15 protein-coding genes are annotated in these 18,718 nt (G+C 59.4%); 3 read left to right on the top strand and 12 right to left on the bottom strand.

Translation table 11 applies throughout. The features are described from left to right. Nucleotides 1–11: 11 nt before the first annotated feature. Entirely contained in the window at nt 12–1,574 is a 1,563-nt protein-coding gene (locus tag AC24GY_RS23840; RefSeq protein ID WP_487688033.1) for a glucose-6-phosphate isomerase, read from the bottom strand. A gap of 88 nt (nt 1,575–1,662) precedes the next feature. On the opposite strand from AC24GY_RS23840, the gene AC24GY_RS23835 reads away from it, so the two are divergent. Then, on the top strand, nt 1,663–2,034 hold the full coding sequence (locus AC24GY_RS23835) for a Dabb family protein (protein ID WP_487688029.1): 372 nt from the start codon (nt 1,663–1,665) through the stop codon (nt 2,032–2,034). 189 nt (nt 2,035–2,223) lie between these two features. Here the strand turns inward: AC24GY_RS23835 and AC24GY_RS23830 are convergent, their stop codons facing one another. The 11 genes from AC24GY_RS23830 to AC24GY_RS23780 all read right to left on the bottom strand — a co-directional run bounded on the left by AC24GY_RS23830 (nt 2,224) and on the right by AC24GY_RS23780 (nt 14,507). Then, nucleotides 2,224–2,973, bottom strand: coding sequence for a HesA/MoeB/ThiF family protein (locus AC24GY_RS23830; protein ID WP_487688027.1), 750 nt, complete (start codon nt 2,971–2,973; stop codon nt 2,224–2,226). 245 nt (nt 2,974–3,218) lie between these two features. Next, on the bottom strand, nt 3,219–4,061 hold the full coding sequence (gene ispE, locus AC24GY_RS23825; RefSeq protein WP_487688024.1) for a 4-(cytidine 5'-diphospho)-2-C-methyl-D-erythritol kinase: 843 nt from the start codon (nt 4,059–4,061) through the stop codon (nt 3,219–3,221). Nucleotides 4,062–4,067: 6 nt separating this feature from the next. Continuing rightward, nucleotides 4,068–4,712, bottom strand: coding sequence for a purine nucleoside phosphorylase YfiH/LACC1 family protein (locus AC24GY_RS23820; protein WP_422315032.1), 645 nt, complete (start codon nt 4,710–4,712; stop codon nt 4,068–4,070). 102 nt (nt 4,713–4,814) lie between these two features. Further along, nucleotides 4,815–5,264, bottom strand: coding sequence for a MarR family transcriptional regulator (locus AC24GY_RS23815; protein ID WP_422315030.1), 450 nt, complete (start codon nt 5,262–5,264; stop codon nt 4,815–4,817). A gap of 230 nt (nt 5,265–5,494) precedes the next feature. Beyond that, nucleotides 5,495–7,033: an MFS transporter gene (locus AC24GY_RS23810; RefSeq protein ID WP_487688021.1), complete on the bottom strand. Its 1,539-nt coding sequence runs from the start codon at nt 7,031–7,033 to the stop codon at nt 5,495–5,497. A 125-nt stretch (nt 7,034–7,158) separates the two neighbouring features. Beyond that, complete coding sequence (locus AC24GY_RS23805) at nt 7,159–8,880, bottom strand: SUMF1/EgtB/PvdO family nonheme iron enzyme (protein ID WP_487688018.1); 1,722 nt, start codon at nt 8,878–8,880, stop codon at nt 7,159–7,161. Between the two features lie 70 nt (nt 8,881–8,950). After that, nucleotides 8,951–9,928: a tRNA dihydrouridine synthase gene (locus AC24GY_RS23800; RefSeq protein WP_487688015.1), complete on the bottom strand. Its 978-nt coding sequence runs from the start codon at nt 9,926–9,928 to the stop codon at nt 8,951–8,953. Between the two features lie 57 nt (nt 9,929–9,985). Next, on the bottom strand, nt 9,986–11,104 hold the full coding sequence (locus tag AC24GY_RS23795; protein ID WP_487688013.1) for an iron-containing alcohol dehydrogenase: 1,119 nt from the start codon (nt 11,102–11,104) through the stop codon (nt 9,986–9,988). Between the two features lie 6 nt (nt 11,105–11,110). Continuing rightward, nucleotides 11,111–11,980 carry a nucleoside 2-deoxyribosyltransferase gene (locus tag AC24GY_RS23790; RefSeq protein ID WP_487688010.1) on the bottom strand — a complete coding sequence of 290 codons (870 nt, stop codon included), beginning with the start codon at nt 11,978–11,980 and terminating at the stop codon, nt 11,111–11,113. A 16-nt stretch (nt 11,981–11,996) separates the two neighbouring features. Further along, nucleotides 11,997–13,427, bottom strand: coding sequence for an aldehyde dehydrogenase family protein (locus tag AC24GY_RS23785; protein WP_487688007.1), 1,431 nt, complete (start codon nt 13,425–13,427; stop codon nt 11,997–11,999). Between the two features lie 96 nt (nt 13,428–13,523). After that, complete coding sequence (locus AC24GY_RS23780) at nt 13,524–14,507, bottom strand: lysophospholipid acyltransferase family protein (RefSeq protein ID WP_487688005.1); 984 nt, start codon at nt 14,505–14,507, stop codon at nt 13,524–13,526. Nucleotides 14,508–14,681: 174 nt separating this feature from the next. Here AC24GY_RS23780 and AC24GY_RS23775 point away from each other — a divergent pair, with 174 nt between their 5' ends. Together AC24GY_RS23775 and leuS are read left to right on the top strand one after the other, a co-directional pair. Beyond that, nucleotides 14,682–15,683 (top strand): M20/M25/M40 family metallo-hydrolase, encoded by a 1,002-nt coding sequence (locus tag AC24GY_RS23775; RefSeq protein WP_487688003.1) that lies wholly within the window; start codon nt 14,682–14,684, stop codon nt 15,681–15,683. 386 nt (nt 15,684–16,069) lie between these two features. Further along, complete coding sequence (gene leuS / locus AC24GY_RS23770; protein WP_487688000.1) at nt 16,070–18,691, top strand: leucine--tRNA ligase; 2,622 nt, start codon at nt 16,070–16,072, stop codon at nt 18,689–18,691. The last annotated feature ends 27 nt before the right edge of the window (nt 18,692–18,718 follow it).

The raw sequence follows: 18,718 nt of genomic DNA, 5'->3' as shown, positions 1-18,718 counted from the left end.
ACGGCGATTTGTCACGGAGCTGCGAATTGATCGAGCGCCGGGCTGTCCCCAGCGGCAACCATCCGGGCCTGAGCATTCGCAGCCAGGTGATTGAGCATGTGGAAGGCATCCTCAGCATCAATCCCAAGCTTGGAAGCCACTTCGTCAGCCGTGCTGCCTGTAGCGGTGAGTGCAGCGCGCACCTTGGCAAGCTGAGTCAGGAAGTCTGTGGCGGCTTTTTTGCCGGCCTCAACGCCGGGCTGGTGGTAGGCGTTGATGTTGACCAAGCTGGCGTAGAAGCTGACGGCGCGCTCAAACAGAGCGATGAGCATGCCCAAGGTGAAGGCGTTGAGTTCGGGGATGGTGAGGGTGATCGATTCACGGCCTTTCTCGGCCAGCGCCTTGCGGGTGCCGCGCAGGAAGCCCTGAAGGTAGTCGCCCGTGGTGAAGCCGGGATCGACTTCGAGGGAGGCGGTGTCGCGGGACTTGGACACTTCGATGAAGGTGACGAAGAAATTGTTCACCCCATCGCGGAGCTGCTGCACATAGGCGTGCTGGTCGGTGCTGCCTTTGTTGCCATAGACGGCGATGCCCTGATTCACCACGGCGCCGTTCAGATCGTGCTCTTTGCCCAGGCTTTCCATGACCAGCTGCTGGAGATACTTGCTGAAGAGAACCAGCCTGTCCTTGTAGGGCAGCACGACCATGTCCTTCAGACCTTTGCCTTTGCCGGCCTGGTGCCACATCAGCGCCAGCAGCATCGCGGCGTTTTCGATGGCGGGACGCTGGCGTGTTTCCACATCCATCGCTGCGGCTCCGGCGAGGAACTGCAGCACGTCCACGCCTTGCAGGGCTGCGGCCAGAGTGCCCACGGCGCTCATCAGGCTGGTGCGTCCGCCCACCCAGTCCCACATGGGGAAACGGGTCAGCCAGCCCTGCGCGGTGGAATGCTTGTCCAACTCGCTGCCCACGCCCGTCACGGCGACGGCATGCTTGGCAAAGTCGAGTCCTGCGGCCTTGTAGGCGGTTTCGGCTTCGAGCATGCCGTTGCGCGTTTCCTTGGTGCCGCCGGATTTGGAGATCACGATGGTGAGGGTCGTGGCCAGTTCGTCACCGATCTGGGCCATCACGCGGTCGATGCCATCGGGGTCCGTGTTGTCGAGGAAGGAGATGGCCAGCGGCGGATTGGCCGGAGTGATGGCATGCGCCACGAGCTGCGGGCCGAGCGCCGAACCACCAATGCCCACGACGAGCACGCGGGTGAACTTCTGGCCATTGGCTGCCGTGATCGCGCCGGAGTGGACATCTGCGGCGAATTTCAGCGTCGCTGCGAGGGTCTCGCTGATTTCATGCTGAAGCGCGTCATTGGGGGCGAGGCGGGCGTTGCGCAGCCAGTAGTGGCCGACCATGCGCTGCTCATCCGGATTGGCGATGGCACCGGCTTCGAGCTCGATCATCGCCTTGTAGGCAGACTCGATGCGGGGCACCATTTTGCTGAAGATGTCATCCTCGAAAGCCATGCGGCTGATGTCGATGGAGAATCCCAGGTTGGAGTAACGAACGAAGTACTTTTGAAAGCGGTCCCAATGGCTCATATAAGTTGTTAAGGAGCATGCACGATGCCACGGCGCAACCAGTTTGAGGCATTGACTCAAAGTGCTCTTTGCGACATTCTCGCGCACCATGAAAGCTGCTCTCTTCGCCCTCGCCATTCTCTTTTCCGCCATGACCACCCTCGCCACCGCCGCAGACGCCCCCTACCGCCACGTTGTGTTCTTCAAATTCAAGGACAGCGCCACACCGGCCGAGGTGCAGGGCATTGAAAACGCCTTCATCGAACTCACCAAGAAGGTCAACACGGTCACCGCTTTTGAATGGGGCACGAATGTGAGCCCGGAAGGTCTCAATGACGGCTTCACGCATTGCTTCCTCGTCACCTTCAAAGACAAGGCGGGCCTTGACGTGTATCTTCCGCATCCAGAGCATTCGGCCTTCGTTGCCAAGCTCAAGCCTCTGCTCGACAAGGTCTGCGTGGTCGATTTCGTGGCGAAATAAATCAGCCGCACACCGCGCAGTCGCTTCGTAGGTTGGGTGTGTTTGGCGTCCAGTACGTAGGGAACATCCAGTGCTTCCTCCGCCAAACCGCCCGACTGCGAGGACCTTCGCAGGCCAGGGTGTTTGCAGCACGCTCAAGGACGGGCGGGCTGTCGCCACACCCATCCTACGAACAAACAGATCGCTCTCTCACCCTCCGCACACCGCGCAGTCATCACGCTTCGGCAGGCGAATCTTGCGGAACTGCATCGTGGAGAGATCCATGGAGAGCATCACCCCGCAAAGCGTCTCACCAACGCCGGTGATCAGCTTGATGACCTCCATGGCCCCGATGCAGGCCGCAGTGCCTGACACCGCGCCAAACACCGGGAACTGCCGCTTCCAGGTGGGGGGCACTTCGGGCACGTAGCATGCCAGGCAGCCCGTCTTGCCGGGCACAAAGGTCGTCACGTTGGCTTCCAGCGTGTGCATGGCGCATTCCACCATCGGCTTGCCTGCACGCATGGCGGCGGCGTTCAAAGCCAGGCGCTCTTGGAACAAAGGTGCCGCGTCCACTACAAAGTCCGCCTGGGCCACCAGCGCATCGGCGTTTGCCGGGGACACGTTTTCCGCGACGCCCACGATTTCACAGCGGGGATTAAGTTCCTGCAAATGGCGCACGATGGAATCCATGCGCGGTTTGCCGATATGATCGTGAGTTTGCAGCAGCTGCCGGTTCAGATCTGACGGCTGCAGATCGCCGCCGTGGGCGAGCACCAGTTTTCCCACGCCCGCCGCAGCGAGTTCCAGTGCCACCAGACCGCCCAGACCGCCGACGCGGGAAATCAGTACCGAGGCTCCTTTGATCTTTCGCTGGCCCTCCTCACCCACGCCGGGCACCCACATCTGCCATTCATAAATGGCACGTTCGGGGTCGGTCAATGGAGGGAGTTCGGGCATGGGCGGGTAAGAAGAACAGTCTTCAGCAAAAATATTTTCATCATTTTTCAACACTCTGCCAACCACCCCTGACTAACACCGGTACAGTAAATGCGGGGATTTCAGCCCTCCATTGACTGGGTCTTGAGAGTGATTGGTTGTTGACTAAAACCCCTGCTTCACCGCAGGGCCAAGTTGAGGTTGAACAAACCAGAGGCCGGGCGGAATCGGGAGCCGCCCGGCCTCAATCTTTTCAGCGGGTGCTGCTAAGCCGCCGCCGTCATGGTGGATTGGACCCAGGAAGTCTCACCGCACCATTCACGGGCTTTGACGGCCAGTTCTGCCGCCTGAGCCGGCGTTTCAGTGATGGCAAACATGGTGCTGCCGGAGCCGGACATCAGGGCAGCGTGGACCTCGCTTTGCTCCAGCAGCCAGGTTTTAAGTGTGGGCAGGAGCAGGTGTTTTTGGAAAACGGGCCGCTCCAGATCATTCGACATGGCACCCCAGGGGCAAAGCTGCGGGGCATAGAGAATGCTGGGGATCTCCTTGGAGTCGGTCCAGTTCTTGTAGGCCCAGGGGGTGGGGATGGGGAAGGGGGGCTTGATCAGGACCAGCGGCAGCTGCCAGGGGAAATCGACCCCAGTCACCTGCTCGCCTCTCCCGGCACCATCAGCCGCCGGGTTATCGAGAATAAAGCATGGGATGTCCGAACCAATCTGCGCACCCAGCTCGATGAGCTGCGCCTGCGTCAGCGGTGAGCCTGCGAGTTCATTGGCCCCCATCAGCACCGTAGCTGCATTGCTGCTGCCCCCGCCGAGACCTGCGCCTGCTGGTATTTTTTTCTCCAGATGCATGCGCCAGGAGGACTGCCTGCCGGTGCGGTTTTCAAAAGCACGCAGGGCGCGCATGGCCAGATTGGTTTCATCCAGCGGCACCGTGGGGTCTGAGCAGGTCAGGGTCACATCCGTGCCTTTGCCCAGGTGTTCGATCTCGACCGTGTCTCCCAGGGCCAGCCGGCACAGACGGGTCTGCACCTCATGAAAACCGTCCGGCCGTTTGCCGAGAATGCGCAGCCAGAGATTGATTTTGGCGGGTGAATGAAATGTCATGGTTAATCAAGCAGTGCGACCGAGCAGCGCCAGCATGCGCCCGGTTCGGCCTTTCTCCATGCGGTAGGAATAAAAGCCGCGCAAATCCAAAGAAGTGCAGAGCCCGGTGTCATGGATCTGCGCTGTCGGAACGCCAGCATCCAGGGCTTGCTGGCGAATCTGTGCGGCAAAATCGATTTCATAAGCTGGAGGTCGAATGCAGGGGCTCAACTGGATGTGCAGGTCCTCCGGGCGTGAGCCATAATGCTGCTGCATTTTCTCGATCGCCTGCGTCGTGATGCCGAATTCGGAACCTTTTTTGCCCGAATGCACGACGCCGAAGGCTCCGGTGCGTGGATCGGCGAGATAGACAGCGCAGCAGTCGGCGACGTAGATGCCAATGACCAGGCCCGGCACGTTTGAGATCAGTCCGTCGGTTCCCGAAATAATTTCACTCGTGGGTGCCGTGAGCACCGCAACCTCCCGCCCATGCACCTGTTCGGCGATGCACAGAGCAGCCCCCGAAAACCCGAGTTCCTCAGCCTGGGAGCGATGCCAGTCCCACAAGCGGCTCACGACGATGGCGCGCTCGTCGTTCACATCAATTTCGGGGTGCCGCAGGGTGAAGCGATGCGCAAATCCGGGCAGTGCTTCGAGCGCAGGGAAAGTCATCCATGGTTGATTGTTGTTCATCACAGGACTGTTCTGCCATGAAAAAAACAAAGGCGCACGGATAAACCGAGCGCCTTTGCAAAAGAAGAGGGAAACAATCGCTTAACGAGCCGTCGCCGCTGTGTCCAGAGAGCGATAGGAGTTCATGAAGCTGTCGGCATCTGCGGAAGAGGTTTCGCTCATGGCGTCAGCGATTTGATTCTGCAGTTCGTCACGCAGGCGGCTGACGAGCTCGATGCCACGGGAGGTGATGCGAACGAGCACCTTGCGGCGGTCATCCACAGCATGGGTGCGCTCCATGAGGCCGAGTTTTTCAAGACGGTCCACGAGGCCGGTGGCGGCTGCGGTGGAATGTCCCATCTTGCGGGCGATGTCGGTCATGGTCAGCTCTTTCGACGTAGCGAGGTAGCCGAGCAGGAAGAACTGAGCAAAGGAGATGTTATCTCGGTTCAGCTCACGGGAGAGATTAAGCAAAAACTCGCGCTGACTGAACAGGATGAAATCTGCCAGCTTGGCGTGGTCTTTGGCGGGGTTTTTGGTTCCGTTAATCATGGAGGGTGTCCTTAGAGCTATGGTTTCCGAGAAATTCTTGAATAATGACTAATGTAACAAGATCCATTGGTAGGATCAAGGTAAAATCATAGAATCCATAAGTTTTTACTCAGTGCGGTGAATAACTTCTTATTTGTGAGAGGTTAATGTACGCTTATTATTATCTATGAAAGGAGAATTAGCAAACACTCTTTCAGGGGGAGGTTTGAGTCAATGTCCCCAATTGGGGGTTATTGCAGAGTGCGGCCCTTGGTTTCGGGTGCGAACCACACCAGCACCATTCCCACGAGGTAGATGCAGGAGAGGACCGAGTAGGCATTGGCAGCGGACTGCACCACGGTGACGGTGTCTGTCTTGAACATGGCCGTCAGATTTCCGAGTTGCAGCGCACCGATTGCGGCAATGAGGCGGCCAAAGTTGAAGCAGAAGCCCTGACCCGTGGCGCGCACGCTGGTGGGGAAGAGTTCCGGGAAGTAGAGCGGGAAGAAGCCGTAGAAGGAAGCCGTGATGCCGCCCAGCAGGAATGCGGTGGTGATCAGTGTGGTCGGAATCTCATCGCCAACAAAGGGAACATTGAAACGGAAGAAACCCAGCGAAGCCGCGAGGGCGGCGGCGCAGAGCAGGGTGTAGGTCACACGACGTCCCAGCTTGTCGGCGATGAAGGGGGTGATCAGGGTGGCGATAATCGCACCCAGAGCGGTAGAAATGACCACAAAATCGATCACGGGCAGAGTACTGCCTTTGGGTGCCAGATCGGAAGCCCAGCGGGCGGCCTGCTGCGCGGAGCCCCAGGTGCCGAGCAATGCCACGGCGGCGAGTCCGGCCCCGATGAAAAGATTGCGCATGATGATGCTGCGGTCGGCCGTCAGCGTGCTGCCGGCAGCCACGGAGCGGGACATGTACTGGCGCATCGGATGCATGTAGCCCCACAAAGCGATGGCAAGACCCACCACTGTCACCAAGCCAGCTCCGAGGCCGCCGAGGTTCGCCAAAGGCGACCACACATAAATGATACCCATGGCGGCCAGGCAGGCAATGAGCACGCCCAGCAGATCCATCGTGGCCCAGTGCGAAGTGCTGCCGGATTTCTTTTCCGCCTCCCATTTGTGGGACTCAGGCACAAAGACGAGGATGAAGAAATTGATGATGGCCGGAAGAGCGCTGCTGACGGCAATGAAACGCCACGCACGGTTGTGCAGCAGATACTCGGTGTTCTCCGGGGAAAGGCCCATGGCATGAATCCAGCCGGTGACGACGTCCAGGCTGGCGTTCAGCTTCCAACTGATGAGGCCGGTGAGCAGGAAGCCAATGTTTGAAGCGGCACCGATCATGCCGGCGATCCAGGCGCGGTTCTTGTTCCCCCAGATTTCATTGACCAGAGCAACGCCCAGAGCCCACTCGCCCCCCATGCCGAGAGAGGCCACGAAACGCAGACCGGCGAAGTGCCAGGCCTCGGTGACGAAGGCGCAGAGGCCGCTGAAGATGGCGTAGGTGAAGATGGCCAGGGTCATGGCCTTCACGCGTCCGAGCTTGTCTCCCAGCCAGCCGAACAACACGCCGCCGGTGGCCGCGCCCACGAGGAAGACGGCAATGATCACCGTGAACCACTGGGTCTGCACGATGGCGCTCGCCTGCGGCAGCAGGTCCTGCAACGCCGGTTTGCCGATAAGCGGGAACAACCCCATTTCAAAGCCGTCAAAGAGCCAGCCGAGGAATGCGGCGATCAGTGCGGCCATGGCACCATTGTTGGAGGATTTGGGCTGGGTCATGAGTGCGTCAGTGGGGAGTTTGAGGTGAGAGTGGCAGGCTTGAACGTATCGGGGAGTCGTGGGTGATCAAAAAACAGGCCGCTGGGGAGCAGCGGCCTGTTTAAGATCAGAGGAAAAGCATGTCGTTATTCTTTGGCGACACCATTGTTCCAGGCGGCGAACATCTCTTCCACCGTGGGGATTTCCAGAGGGCGCACGATGCGGAAGCCGAGCCAGGTAGCATCCGTGAGGTACCAGATGCTCTTTGGCAGCTGTGGGTCCTGCTGTTTCCACAGCGGATCGGAAGCCTTGCGGGCGGAGCTGCGGAGAAGTTCCGGATCGTCGTCATAAGTGCCACCTTTGGCCACATGCGGGTAGGGGGTCTTGGAGCGCACCCAGTCGTTGCCGAGAATCGAAGAGGCTGGCGTCGTGGGGGTGTATTGATCGAGGCACCATTCGCAGACGTTGCCGTAGATGTCGTAGAGGCCCCAAGGGTTGGGCTTCTTCAGGCCGATCTTCGCGTACTGGAAGTTCGGGGCGTTGTCGAAGTACCAGGCGTAGTCTTTGAGCTGTGCCTTGTCGTCGCCGAAGAAATAAGCGGTCTTGGTCCCGGCACGGGCGGCATATTCCCACTCGGCCTCAGTCGGCAGGCGGTAGAACTGTCCGGTCTGGGCGCTGAGCCACTGGCAATACTTGTTGGCAGCGTGCTGCGTCATGCAGATGGCCGGGTAGCGGTCACGGCCCATGCCGAAGTCCATGGGCTGATACGGCGGGGTTGGCTGGGAGATCAGATCTTCCGGCTTGTCGGTCGGCTTCCACACCTGGCGGGAGCCGTCCTTGTTGCGGCCGATGCTGGTGAGCTGGAAGGGTTCATACTCATCCCATGTCACTTCGTATTTGCCCATCCAGAAGGGCTTCATGGTCTTCTTCACCTGCGGGCCTTCGTCATCGCCACGGTCGGCTTCGCTGTCAGGGCTGCCCATGGTGAATTCACCGCTCTTGATCACCACCATGCTGAAGGGGATGCCCGTCTTCGGGATCTTGGAGTCATAGGCCTTCATCTCCGCCTCTTTTTTCTCCTTGGAGGTCTGCACGATGAAGGCGTGAATCTTCTTCACCAGTTCCAGATTGTCCGGGTTGGTCGAAGCCGGGCCCTTCTTTTCCTTCGCGGTCAGCTTGAGGTCTTCAGGCCATGGCGCGCCTTGCAGGATCCACAGGCGGAGGAAGTTGATGTCTTCCTTGCTCAATGGGCCGCCGCTCTTCTTCGGCGGCATCAAATCGTCGTCATCAGCGGCCAGTGTCGTGGCATGGTAGATCGCGCTCTTGAGGTCAAAGGGGAGAATGTTCGGGGCGTTTTCGCCGGTAGTGAAGGCTTCCTTCCGCGTAGTGATGATCCAGTCGCCCTTGGCCTTGTCGGCATTGTGACAGGAGACACAGTTCTGCTCCAGAATCGGCTGGATGTGCTTTTCAAACTTGATGCGCGGGGTCTGCTCCAGCACCACGCCTTCCGGCCACTCAGCACCTTGCTCGATCCAGGCCTTGATCACTTCGATCTGGGACTTCTCCAGCGCGCCTTCCTTCTTCGGTGGCATGGCCATGTCTTCATCGGCGCCGAGCAGCAGCGTGGTGTAGATGGCGCTTTTTTTCAAATCGCCGGGCGTGAGGCCGGGGCCGTTTTCGTTGCCCTTCTTGATGTCTTCCAGCGTGTGCATGCGGAAGTCACCCTTGTCCTCTTTCTCGCCGTGGCAGTGGGTGCAGGCACCTTCGAGCAGGGGCTTGATCTGCTTGTTGAAATCAATCTTCTCCGCAGCGCCAAGAAACGCGGGAGCCAGGGCTAGAAGTGGAAGGAGTGTTCGGGGAGAAAACATGGGTGCGGGCGATAGCATAGGCTTGGGCGGATGTCCAATACGAGGAAAGACTGTGAAAATTACGGCGGAATCAAACCCCAAACGCCCGCTGGCATACCTCCATGATGCCGGCACGCGTGGTGCAGCGGCGCATGGCGCTGAGGAAGCCCTCGGCATCGGCCAAGCCCCAGGCGAAGAAATTGAGGTGCTTTTTGATGCGGTTCACCATGTCCAGTTCCCGGGTGTTCGGCAGCGTCACGCATTCGTACAACTCCTCCACGTAGCGCAGGCGGTCGGCGGGAGTGGGGTGGAAGACGGGTTGGCCGCGTACGTGCTGGCGGATCTGGTCGAACATCCACGGATTGCGAATGGCCCCGCGTCCGAGCATGAGTCCGCGCACACCGGTCTGCTCCGTCACCTCGGACGCATCCACGTGGGAGCTGATGTTGCCATTCGCCAGCACGGGGCAGGGGAGGTTGGCGGTCGCGGTGCCGATCAAGTCATAGCGTACGCCGTCGCGATACATCTGCAGCACCGTGCGGCCATGGATGGTGACGAGGTCCACGCCATGCTTGGCAAACAGCGGCACCAGAGCGTCGATCGTTTCCGTGTCGTCAAAACCGAGGCGTGTCTTCACCGTGAACTTGATGGAGATGGCCTCGCGCAGCGCGCCCAGAATGCCCTCGATGCGCGGCACATCGCGCAGCAGGCCGCCGCCCGCGCACTTCTTGTACACGATGGGGGCAGGGCAGCCGAGATTGAGATCCACAGCGGCGATGTTGTAGTGCTGCAGTTCCTTGGCGTTGCGCACCAGTGAAGGGATGTCATTCCCGATCATCTGCGCGATGGCCGGTTTGCCCGTGGGATTGTGAATCAGCGAGGCGAGAATCGGCTTGTCCAGGTGCGAGTCCGCATGCACGCGGAAGTACTCCGTATAATAGACATCCGCCCCGCCGTAGCGCGCCATCAGCCGCCAGAACTCCAGGTCCGTGACATCCTGCATCGGCGCCAGCGCCAGCAACGGCTCAGGCCGTGCCAGCAGGGCGTCCAGATGTTCGGCGGGATTCACAGCCGTCTCTTAAACACGGATGTCGAAAGGAGTCACGAGCTTTAGATCGCGAGTGCGTTACAGCGCTGCGCGGTACAGCTCCACGAAATCCGCCACGCTGGGCAGGCGCGGATTGAACTGCGCCGTCCACTGCTTGGCTGCCATCTCGGCGAGGTCTTTCAGGTGCTCTTCCTTCACGCCGTATTCGGCGATGTTGCGGGGCATGCGGGCTTCCCAGAGGAGCTCGCTCACGCGGTCGGCGAGGTCGCCGTCGAAGTAGCTTTTGTAGATGGCGGCGATCTCGGGATCGTGCGAATTGAAGCGGATCACATGCGGCATCATCACCCCCACGGCTTCGCCATGGACGACGTGAAACTTCGCGGTAAGTGGATTGGCGCAGGAGTGGGCGGCGCCGAGCATGCTGTTTTCAATGGCGATGCCCGCATACGCGGCACCCAGCTGCATCATGCCGCGTGCTTCCAGGTCTTTCGGATCGCGCAACACACGGCTGAAGCCGCTGTGGCAGAGGCGGAAGCCTTCGCGGGAGTAGAGGGATGAAAACGCATTCCGCTTGTTCGTGACGGCGGTTTCCAGCGTGTGCGTCAGCGCATCGATGCCGGTACAAACGGTCACGCGGTGCGGCTGGGAAATGGTGAGTTCGGAATCGAGGATGGCTACTTTCGCGGCGGCTTTGGGATCACCGCAGGCCATCTTCACATGCGTCACCGCATCGGAGATCAACGCAAAGCTCTGGCACTCGCTGCCCGTGCCGGAGGTGGTGGGGATGGCGATGATCGGCAGCATCGGCTTCGTGGCCTTGCCCACGCCCCAGTAGTCTTGAATGCGGCCGCCATTGGTCAGGATGAAGTTACAGCCCTTCGCGGTGTCCATGCTGCTGCCACCGCCCAGGCCGACGATGATGTCCGCCTTGAACTCACGCGCCACGGCCACGCAGGCATCCACATCTTCCGTGCTGGGATTCTCCCGTACGTCTCCAAACACCCGCGCCTGCAGCCCGGCCTCGATGAGGAAGGAGACGGCGCGTGTCACATAGCCCGCCTTCACAATGCCGGGATCACTCACCACCAGCGCACGCGTGCCGCCGAGACCACTCGCCAGTTCGCCTACTCGCGCGAGCGTGCCGTTGCCGTAGATGAGCCGCGTGCGCGGCTGGTTGTCGAAGGGGGCGAGGGACATTGAGATTTATTTTTCCGTTTTCTCACTACCTCTAGGAAGCCAAGATGCATCAAAATCACGTTTGGATGTCTTGGTGAATACTCGAAAAATTAACGAGTAGGGTCCTGGAGCTTTAGGATATTGATAAATATAAAGCGCTGGCCTGTAAGTTAAAAATTCACCCGGCATGAGGCTTCTGAGTGTGGGGAAGGTAAATTGTGACCTTCCGTCGGCGAGTGTCGCTCTTGATGTGGGAGCATTGTTAATGTGAACCTGTTCAATAGTGCCATTATCTATCAATCCAATTCTGAAATCAGCCTCATCAAGATGGGTCGTTCCTTGATTTTCAAGGGTTAGTTCAAATTTAAACGAACGGTCTGCATAGTCACCAATTAAGGTTATTGGCTCCTTCAAAGGGTTGCGCCCGTTTATTTGCAGTGATAGCGGAAAAATGATTTCATTTAACATGGTGGCTGGATGTTTCACATGCCATTGGATAACTTTAGATAATTTTTCCCGAAGAACTGTTAGCTTCGATTCATAGATAATATGAGGGAAATGTTTCAGGTCGAAAGGGATGTCATCTGCATTCTGCGTCAGCAATACAGTCGGTTTGCCCAATGCATGAGCATACCCAACCTCATAAAACACATTCGCGTTGCGCCCTGTCATGTCTGCAATGACCACATCCGCTTTGGCTATCTGATTGTATATTCGATCTAGTATTCGTTCCGAAAATATTTGTTCGTCGACCCGCTCGCAATAAGCTCCAGCAGCTTGGCATGCTTCTTTAATCCCTATCTGATAGACATCACCAAAATCGGAAAGGAAAGGCATAAGCACGAAGCAAAATAGCTTCGGCTTAGTCTGTTGAGAAGATTGCGTTTCCGATTCCATGAAGGATGGCTTCGGATCACGCGCAGTCAATCGACCGGCGCTTGTACAGGAACTCGAACATGTTGCCTTCGTGCGGCTGGTCCCAGCTGATCTTCATGGTGCTGATCGGCCCGATGTTCAGACGGTCGATGTCGCCGCACTCAAGGAGGTCGTTGATGAAGGCGGGGTCCTGCGTGATGGCGGTGACGATGAGGGAGTAGCCGATGCGGCCCAGCACTTCGCTCTGCGGCATTTCCAGCACGCTGGCGTAAGGGCAGAGGAATTCGCGGTTGGCGAGAGGATGCTTGTTGTCCGAGCACCAGATGATGGTGGGGCGCAGGAAGGTGCCGCCTTGGAATTCCACCTTGCGCGGTCCCTCACGGAACTTGGCGGTCATGTCTTCAGCGCCAGCAGTCTGCAGATCGTTGTCGATGGCGCTGTCGATGTAATCAGCCATCTTCACGTTCGCAAAGCCTGCGAGACGTGCGTTTTCGTCCTCAGGCGTGGTCGGTCCCACAGGGCCCAGGCGTTCAGCGAGAGCGGTGGCGATTTCCTTGCCATACTTCGGCACGATGACTGCGGAGGCATTGATGCAGGAGCGGCCGCCGTTGTCGCTGATGGAGGCCACCATCACGTCGAGGTAGTCCTTCCAGTTTTCGATCTTGTCTTCGCCGATGATGATCTTGCTCCAGCCCGGGCCATGCACCTGCACGGAGGGGTTGCCTTCGTACATCTTCGCCATGGCCACGTCACCAAAGACGAGGTTGCGTCCGCTGAGCTTCACCACTTCACCGCTGCCTTCGTGGTCGGTCGGGTAGAAGCCAAAGGCCTCGGCAGGTGCGCCTGCAGCGATGAAAGCCTGGATGAGACGGTAAGGTGTCCACGGCTCTTCGCGGCCTGGCTTGATGATCACCGGAATTTTGAGCGCGATGGCGGGCAGCCAGAGGGAATTCACCGCCGGGGAGTTGCTCGGCATCACGAGGCCGAGGGACTTGGTGGTGGGGAAGTAGGAGACAGGGCAGCCGGACTGCGTGCCAAAGCCGCGATCGATGACGCTCAAATCAAGGCCGCGTGTGAGGCCGTTGAGGATCATCTTCATGTTCGTCAGCGCAAAGTGCAGCTTGGCCATGTTGCGCTTCACCATCACGTGCGGCAGGCCGCTGGTGCGGGAAAGCGTGGCGATGTATTCTTCCGGCGTCTGCGTGTGGCCTTTGTCGCCCAGGGGCAGGGTGCCGTTGAGGAAGAGCTCGCCTGCTTTGGCCGTGATTTCGATGAGCTGCTCCACGGTGAACTTCTTCAGCGCGGCGCGTGCTTCGCCGATCTTCGCCAGATCCTTGCGCACGATGCCGGCATTCACCTGGCTGATTTCGGCGCAGACCTCGCCGGTTTTGTGATCTTTGACCTGAGCCTTGTCGAGCGACTCATAGGGGCGGCCTTTGCGGAGGGCAGGAAGATGGGGAATGGACATTGGCGGGTTGGTTTTTGGAAGATGTGAGGGTTACGAGCGCCGATCACACTGGGCAATGGAAAAACAGGCGCATTCGGCGATCTCTTTCAGAGACATTCACTCCGCCTTCGGCTGCGGACGCTGGGCTTCGGGAATCATCTGGATGAGGGCTTCGCTGAGATTGGAATAACTCGGGTAGTCCGGGTGCGGCACGCTCAGTTCGCCCACCGGGCGGTAGCGCCACTGCTTGTACATCCACAGCCAGCACTCGGGGTGCTTGCGGATCTCGGCTTCAAAGAGGTCCCAGATGCGCTGCGTCACCTCACGTGTGTCGTCCTCCGGCTTGGGTTCAATGGCTTCAAACAGGTGCGCTTCATAGCGTCCGTCGTCCAGAGGACGGCATACCCCGGTGATGATCGAGAGACCGAGGCGCTTCGCCAGCTCCACATGCAGCGTCGGCACGGAGGTCCACAGGCCGTAGCACTGGATCGCCGTCGCGGCCCTGCCGGGAGCGATGCTCAGGTCTGTGAGCAGCCCTGCATGGCCCTTGCGCTTAAGCGCCTTCATCAGTTTGATCATCGCATTATCCTGCGAGATGAAAGTGTGCCCGGACTGCTCCCGCAGTCTTCTGAAAAGATGCGTGATGGCCGGGTTCTTGAAATCCTGCGCCACGACGGTGAAGGGGAATCCACGAAATCCCCAGATCTGGCTGACGAGTTCAAAATTACCGTAATGCGGCGTCACCCACACAGCGCCATTTTCACGTGCTCTTTCTTCAGCAGCGGCGTCCGTGATGATGTCGAAATGCGGCTTCCAATTCTCCGCATTGAGCTGGGGGGACCAGAACAAATCCACGAAAGTGCGCGCGAAGACCTGGTAGGAGCCGCAGGCGATTTTTGCCCTTTGAGCTGGGGTGTACTGATCGCCAAAGGCGCAGCGCAGATTGTCCAGCGCCGTGGTACGTCCGCGCGCATCCAGCCAGTAGGCCAGCCTGCCGAGGACGCGTGACAGAACCATGAGCACGTGACGCGGCAGTCGTGGCAGCAGCCACACGGCCAGATCCAGCAGCATGATCTCAATAGAATATCGGAGCTTCTTCACAAAGGGTATAAGAGGGACGTTTCGTGTTACGACGGCGCATGCCTGCGATCAACCACAAAGCCTTGTCGTGACAGCAACCACAAGCCGCATTCATCCATGCGGCGGGCTCGAAGAAAAATCGAAGCAGCTTCACGTGGCGTTTGTTGTTTGCATAAATTCGCTTTAGGATGGCGCATGCCCGCCACCAACCTCAACAACATTCTCAAGCGACTCCTCAAGCAGCCGACGGCCCCGTTTCATGAATACCATGTCCGTGCGGAGATCGAGGCGCTGCTCAAAGACTGTCCGCATGTGAAGTTGAAGCATGACAAGTTTGGCAATCTGCTGGCCACCTACAAGAACGGCAAATCCAAGAGCAAGCCCACCTGGGTGCTCGGTGCCCACATGGACCACCCCGCTTTCATCAAGCCACCCGGCAGCACCAAGCGCGATGAATGGGATTTCCTCGGCGGCGTCGGCCAGCTCGAAGTGGACGCTGGTGTGAAGCGCGGCCTGCGCAAGGCCAAGGGGCAGATCGCCACCTGGAATTTCCCGGTGAACATCACCAACACCCGCATCGAAGCCACCGCCTGTGACGACATCATCGGCTGCGCGGCCATCGTGATGACTTTCCTCGACCTTGCCCGCCTGAACATCCAGACCACCGTGCATGCGGCCTTCACCCGTGCGGAAGAAGTGGGCTGGCTCGGAGCCTGGCACCTCGCGCAAAACTGGCCCTTTGGTGCCGACAGCGTTTTCCTTTCCCTCGAAACCAGCCGTCCCGTCAATGGCGCCGTCATGGGCGGCGGTCCGATCCTCCGCGTCGGAGACCGTGTTTCCATTTTTGACAGCGAAGCCATGGCCGTGCTGATGACCACCGCCAAAGAGCAGGGCATCCGCGTGCAGCGCTGCCTGCTGGATGCCGGTGCCTGCGAAGCCACCGCCACCCAGGCCGCAGGTGTCCGCAGCGCGGGCATCTCCATTCCGCTGGGGAACTACCACAATCTCAACGACGCCCGCCAGATCGCGCCTGAATTTGTGATGATGGACGATCTGAAGTCGATGATCGACCTCCTCAAAGCCCTCGTCGCCACCAAGCACGACGGCATCGGGGAACGTACGATCCGCGAGCGCGTGGAACTCCGCATGATGGAGCACGAAGCGCATCTCAAGGCGGGAACGAAGCTGTTTAAGTAGGAGGGGCAGGGGTCAAGTAGCTGACGCGAAGCACCATGGAGCGCGGAATTTATTCCGCAGCTCTCCGCCGAAGCGCCAGTCTCTTAACGACGAACCATCCTCTTCAAGCCGGGGATTTCCTCATCCTCGGCAGCAAGCAACGTGGCTCCGCTGTCACCGTTGGAGCGGCGATGCCTGGGGGCAAAGCGGAGGCATGGGGGCTTGCGGAGTGCTGCGGAATAAATTCCGCGCTCCGAAGTCGCAATGTATGAAAGCGGCCTCCCAAAGTACTTGTGAGCTTTAGCTCACTCCGGATTCTGGGGGCTGCGAGGCGTTTCCAGAACGAGCTAAAGCTCGTGAGTACTTAATTGACCTCATAGCGACCCTCGCCTTCTTTCGCGCCCCCTATGAGCAGCGAGCAGCGCAAAGCCTTCCCATTCTCTGAGTTTGAACCCAAGTGGCAGGACGTGTGGGAGGCCAGGAAGGCCTTCCGCACTCCGAACCCTGGTGATGCCGACTTCGATGCCTCGAAGCCGAAGTACTTCGTGCTCGACATGTTCCCCTATCCCAGCGGCGCGGGCCTGCACGTCGGGCATCCGGAAGGCTACACCGCCACGGACATCATCGGCCGCTTCAAGAAGATGTCCGGCTTCAACGTGCTGCACCCCATGGGCTGGGATGCCTTTGGCCTGCCGGCCGAACAGTACGCCATCAAGACCGGCCAGCATCCGCGTGCCACCACGGAGAAGAACATCGAAGGCTTCCGCGGCCAGCTCAAGCGCCTCGGCTTCGCCTACGACTGGGATCGTGAAGTGAACACCACTGACCCCGGTTACTTCAAGTGGACGCAGTGGATCTTCCTGAAGCTGTACAACTCGTATGTCGGTGACGATGGCAAAGCTCACCCCATCGCTGAACTCGAAGGTAAGGGGGTTTCCCGCGAAGAGATCGACTCACGCCGTCTCGCCTACGTGTCCTCCGCGCCCGTGAACTGGTGCCCGGAACTCGGTACCGTGCTGGCCAATGAAGAAGTCGTGGATGGCAAGAGCGAAGTCGGCGGATTCCCCGTGGAGCGCCGCCCCATGCGCCAGTGGATGCTGCGCATCACTGCTTATGCCCAACGCCTCATCGACGAACTCGACGGCCTCGACTGGCCGGAGAGCATCAAGCTGCACCAGCGCAACTGGATCGGCCGCAGTGAAGGCGCCGAAGTGAAATTCAAGGTGGCCGGCAGCGAAGAGACGATCACCGTTTTCACCACGCGTCCCGACACGCTGTTTGGAGCCACCTACATGGTGCTCGCGCCTGAGCACCGTCTGGTGGACATGCTGGTCACCGAAGAGCAGGCCACCGCTGTGGAGGAGTATCGTGAGAAAGCCGGTCGCAAGAGCGACATGGAACGCACCGAACTCGCCAAGGAAAAGTCCGGCGTCTTCACCGGCGCGTACGCCATCAATCCCGTCAACAACGAGCAGATTCCCATCTGGACCGCCGACTACGTCCTCATGGGCTACGGCACCGGCGCCATCATGGCCGTGCCTGCGCATGACGAGCGCGACTTCGAGTTTGCCAAGAAATTCGAACTGCCCATCAACATCGTTGTTGTTGGCGAAATGGTTCCTGGCCATGGAGCAATTGGAAAAGGTGAATGGTTGGAAAAAGCGGCAGCAGGCGAAGGCTTTGCTGTTTGCTCCCCAATCAATCCGATTCCTGGTGGTGTGGACATCAACGGCCTGCCCACTCCTGAGGCAAAGAAGAAAATCACCGCCTGGCTCGAAGAAAAAGGCCTGGGCAAAGGCACCGTGAACTTCAAGCTGCGCGACTGGCTCTTCAGCCGTCAGCGTTACTGGGGCGAGCCCTTCCCAATCGTTTGGGAAGACGGCAGCCACCGCAGCATTCCCGAAAGCGAACTGCCGCTGCTGCCGCCGACGCTGGAAGACTTCAAGCCCACGGGCACGCCCGAGCCTCCTCTTTCCAAAGCCACCGACTGGGTGCGCTACTCCGCCACGGCCACGCGTGAACTCAACACCATGCCGCAGTGGGCCGGTTCCTGCTGGTACTACCTGCGCTACTGCGATGCGCAGAACAGCGAGCGTTTCGTCGGCGAAGCGGCTGAGAAATACTGGATGGGCGGCGGCAAACCCGGCGGCGTGGATCTCTACGTCGGCGGCACCGAGCACGCCGTGCTGCATCTGCTGTATGCCCGTTTCTGGCACAAGGTGCTGTTTGATCTCGGCTACGTCAGCACGCCGGAACCGTTCCAGCGTCTGGTGAACCAGGGGCTCATCCTCGGCGAAGACGGGCAGAAGATGTCCAAGTCACGCGGCAATGTGGTGAACCCCGATGACGTCGTGCGCGAGTACGGCGCGGATTCGCTGCGCCTGTATGAGATGTTCATGGGCCCGCTGGAGCAGGTGAAGCCTTGGAGCATGAAGGGTGTGGAGGGCGTGTACCGCTTCCTTGCCCGCGTCTGGCGTCTCGTCATGGAAGTCAGTGAAGAAGGCGTGTGGAGCGTGTCCGCTGCGCTGCAAGACGTGCCTGCCAACAAGCAGGTCACCAAAGCCCTGCACGAGACCATCAAGAAATGTGGTGAGGACATTGAGAAGCTCAGCTTCAACACCGCCATCAGCCAGATGATGATCTGCACCAAGACCTTCACGGCTGAAGAAGTGATGCCTGCTTCCGCAGTCGTCACCTTCCTCAAGGTGCTCAGCCCCTTCGCGCCGCACATCGCGGATGATCTGAATGCCCGCATCGCCAGCAAGTTCCCCGCGCTGGCCGTGCAGGGCCTGCTCAGCGACGCCACCTGGCCGAAGTATGATCCCGCCGCCCTCATCGAGGACGAGGTGGAGATCGTCTTCCAGGTCAATGGCAAGCTGCGTGACAAAGCCCGCCTGCCCATTCAGGCCACCAAGGAGGAGATCGAAAAGGTCGCCCTCGCCAGCGCCCGCGTGCAGGAGTTCATGGAAGGCAAGACACCGAAGAAGATCATCGTCGTGCCGGGCAAGCTGGTGAACATCGTGGTGTAAGCCACGCTGTTCAGCGGCAGCCCGGCC

This window comes from Prosthecobacter sp. Pr1 (assembly GCF_057652315.1).
This window is presented reverse-complemented; position numbering and strand designations above follow the sequence as displayed.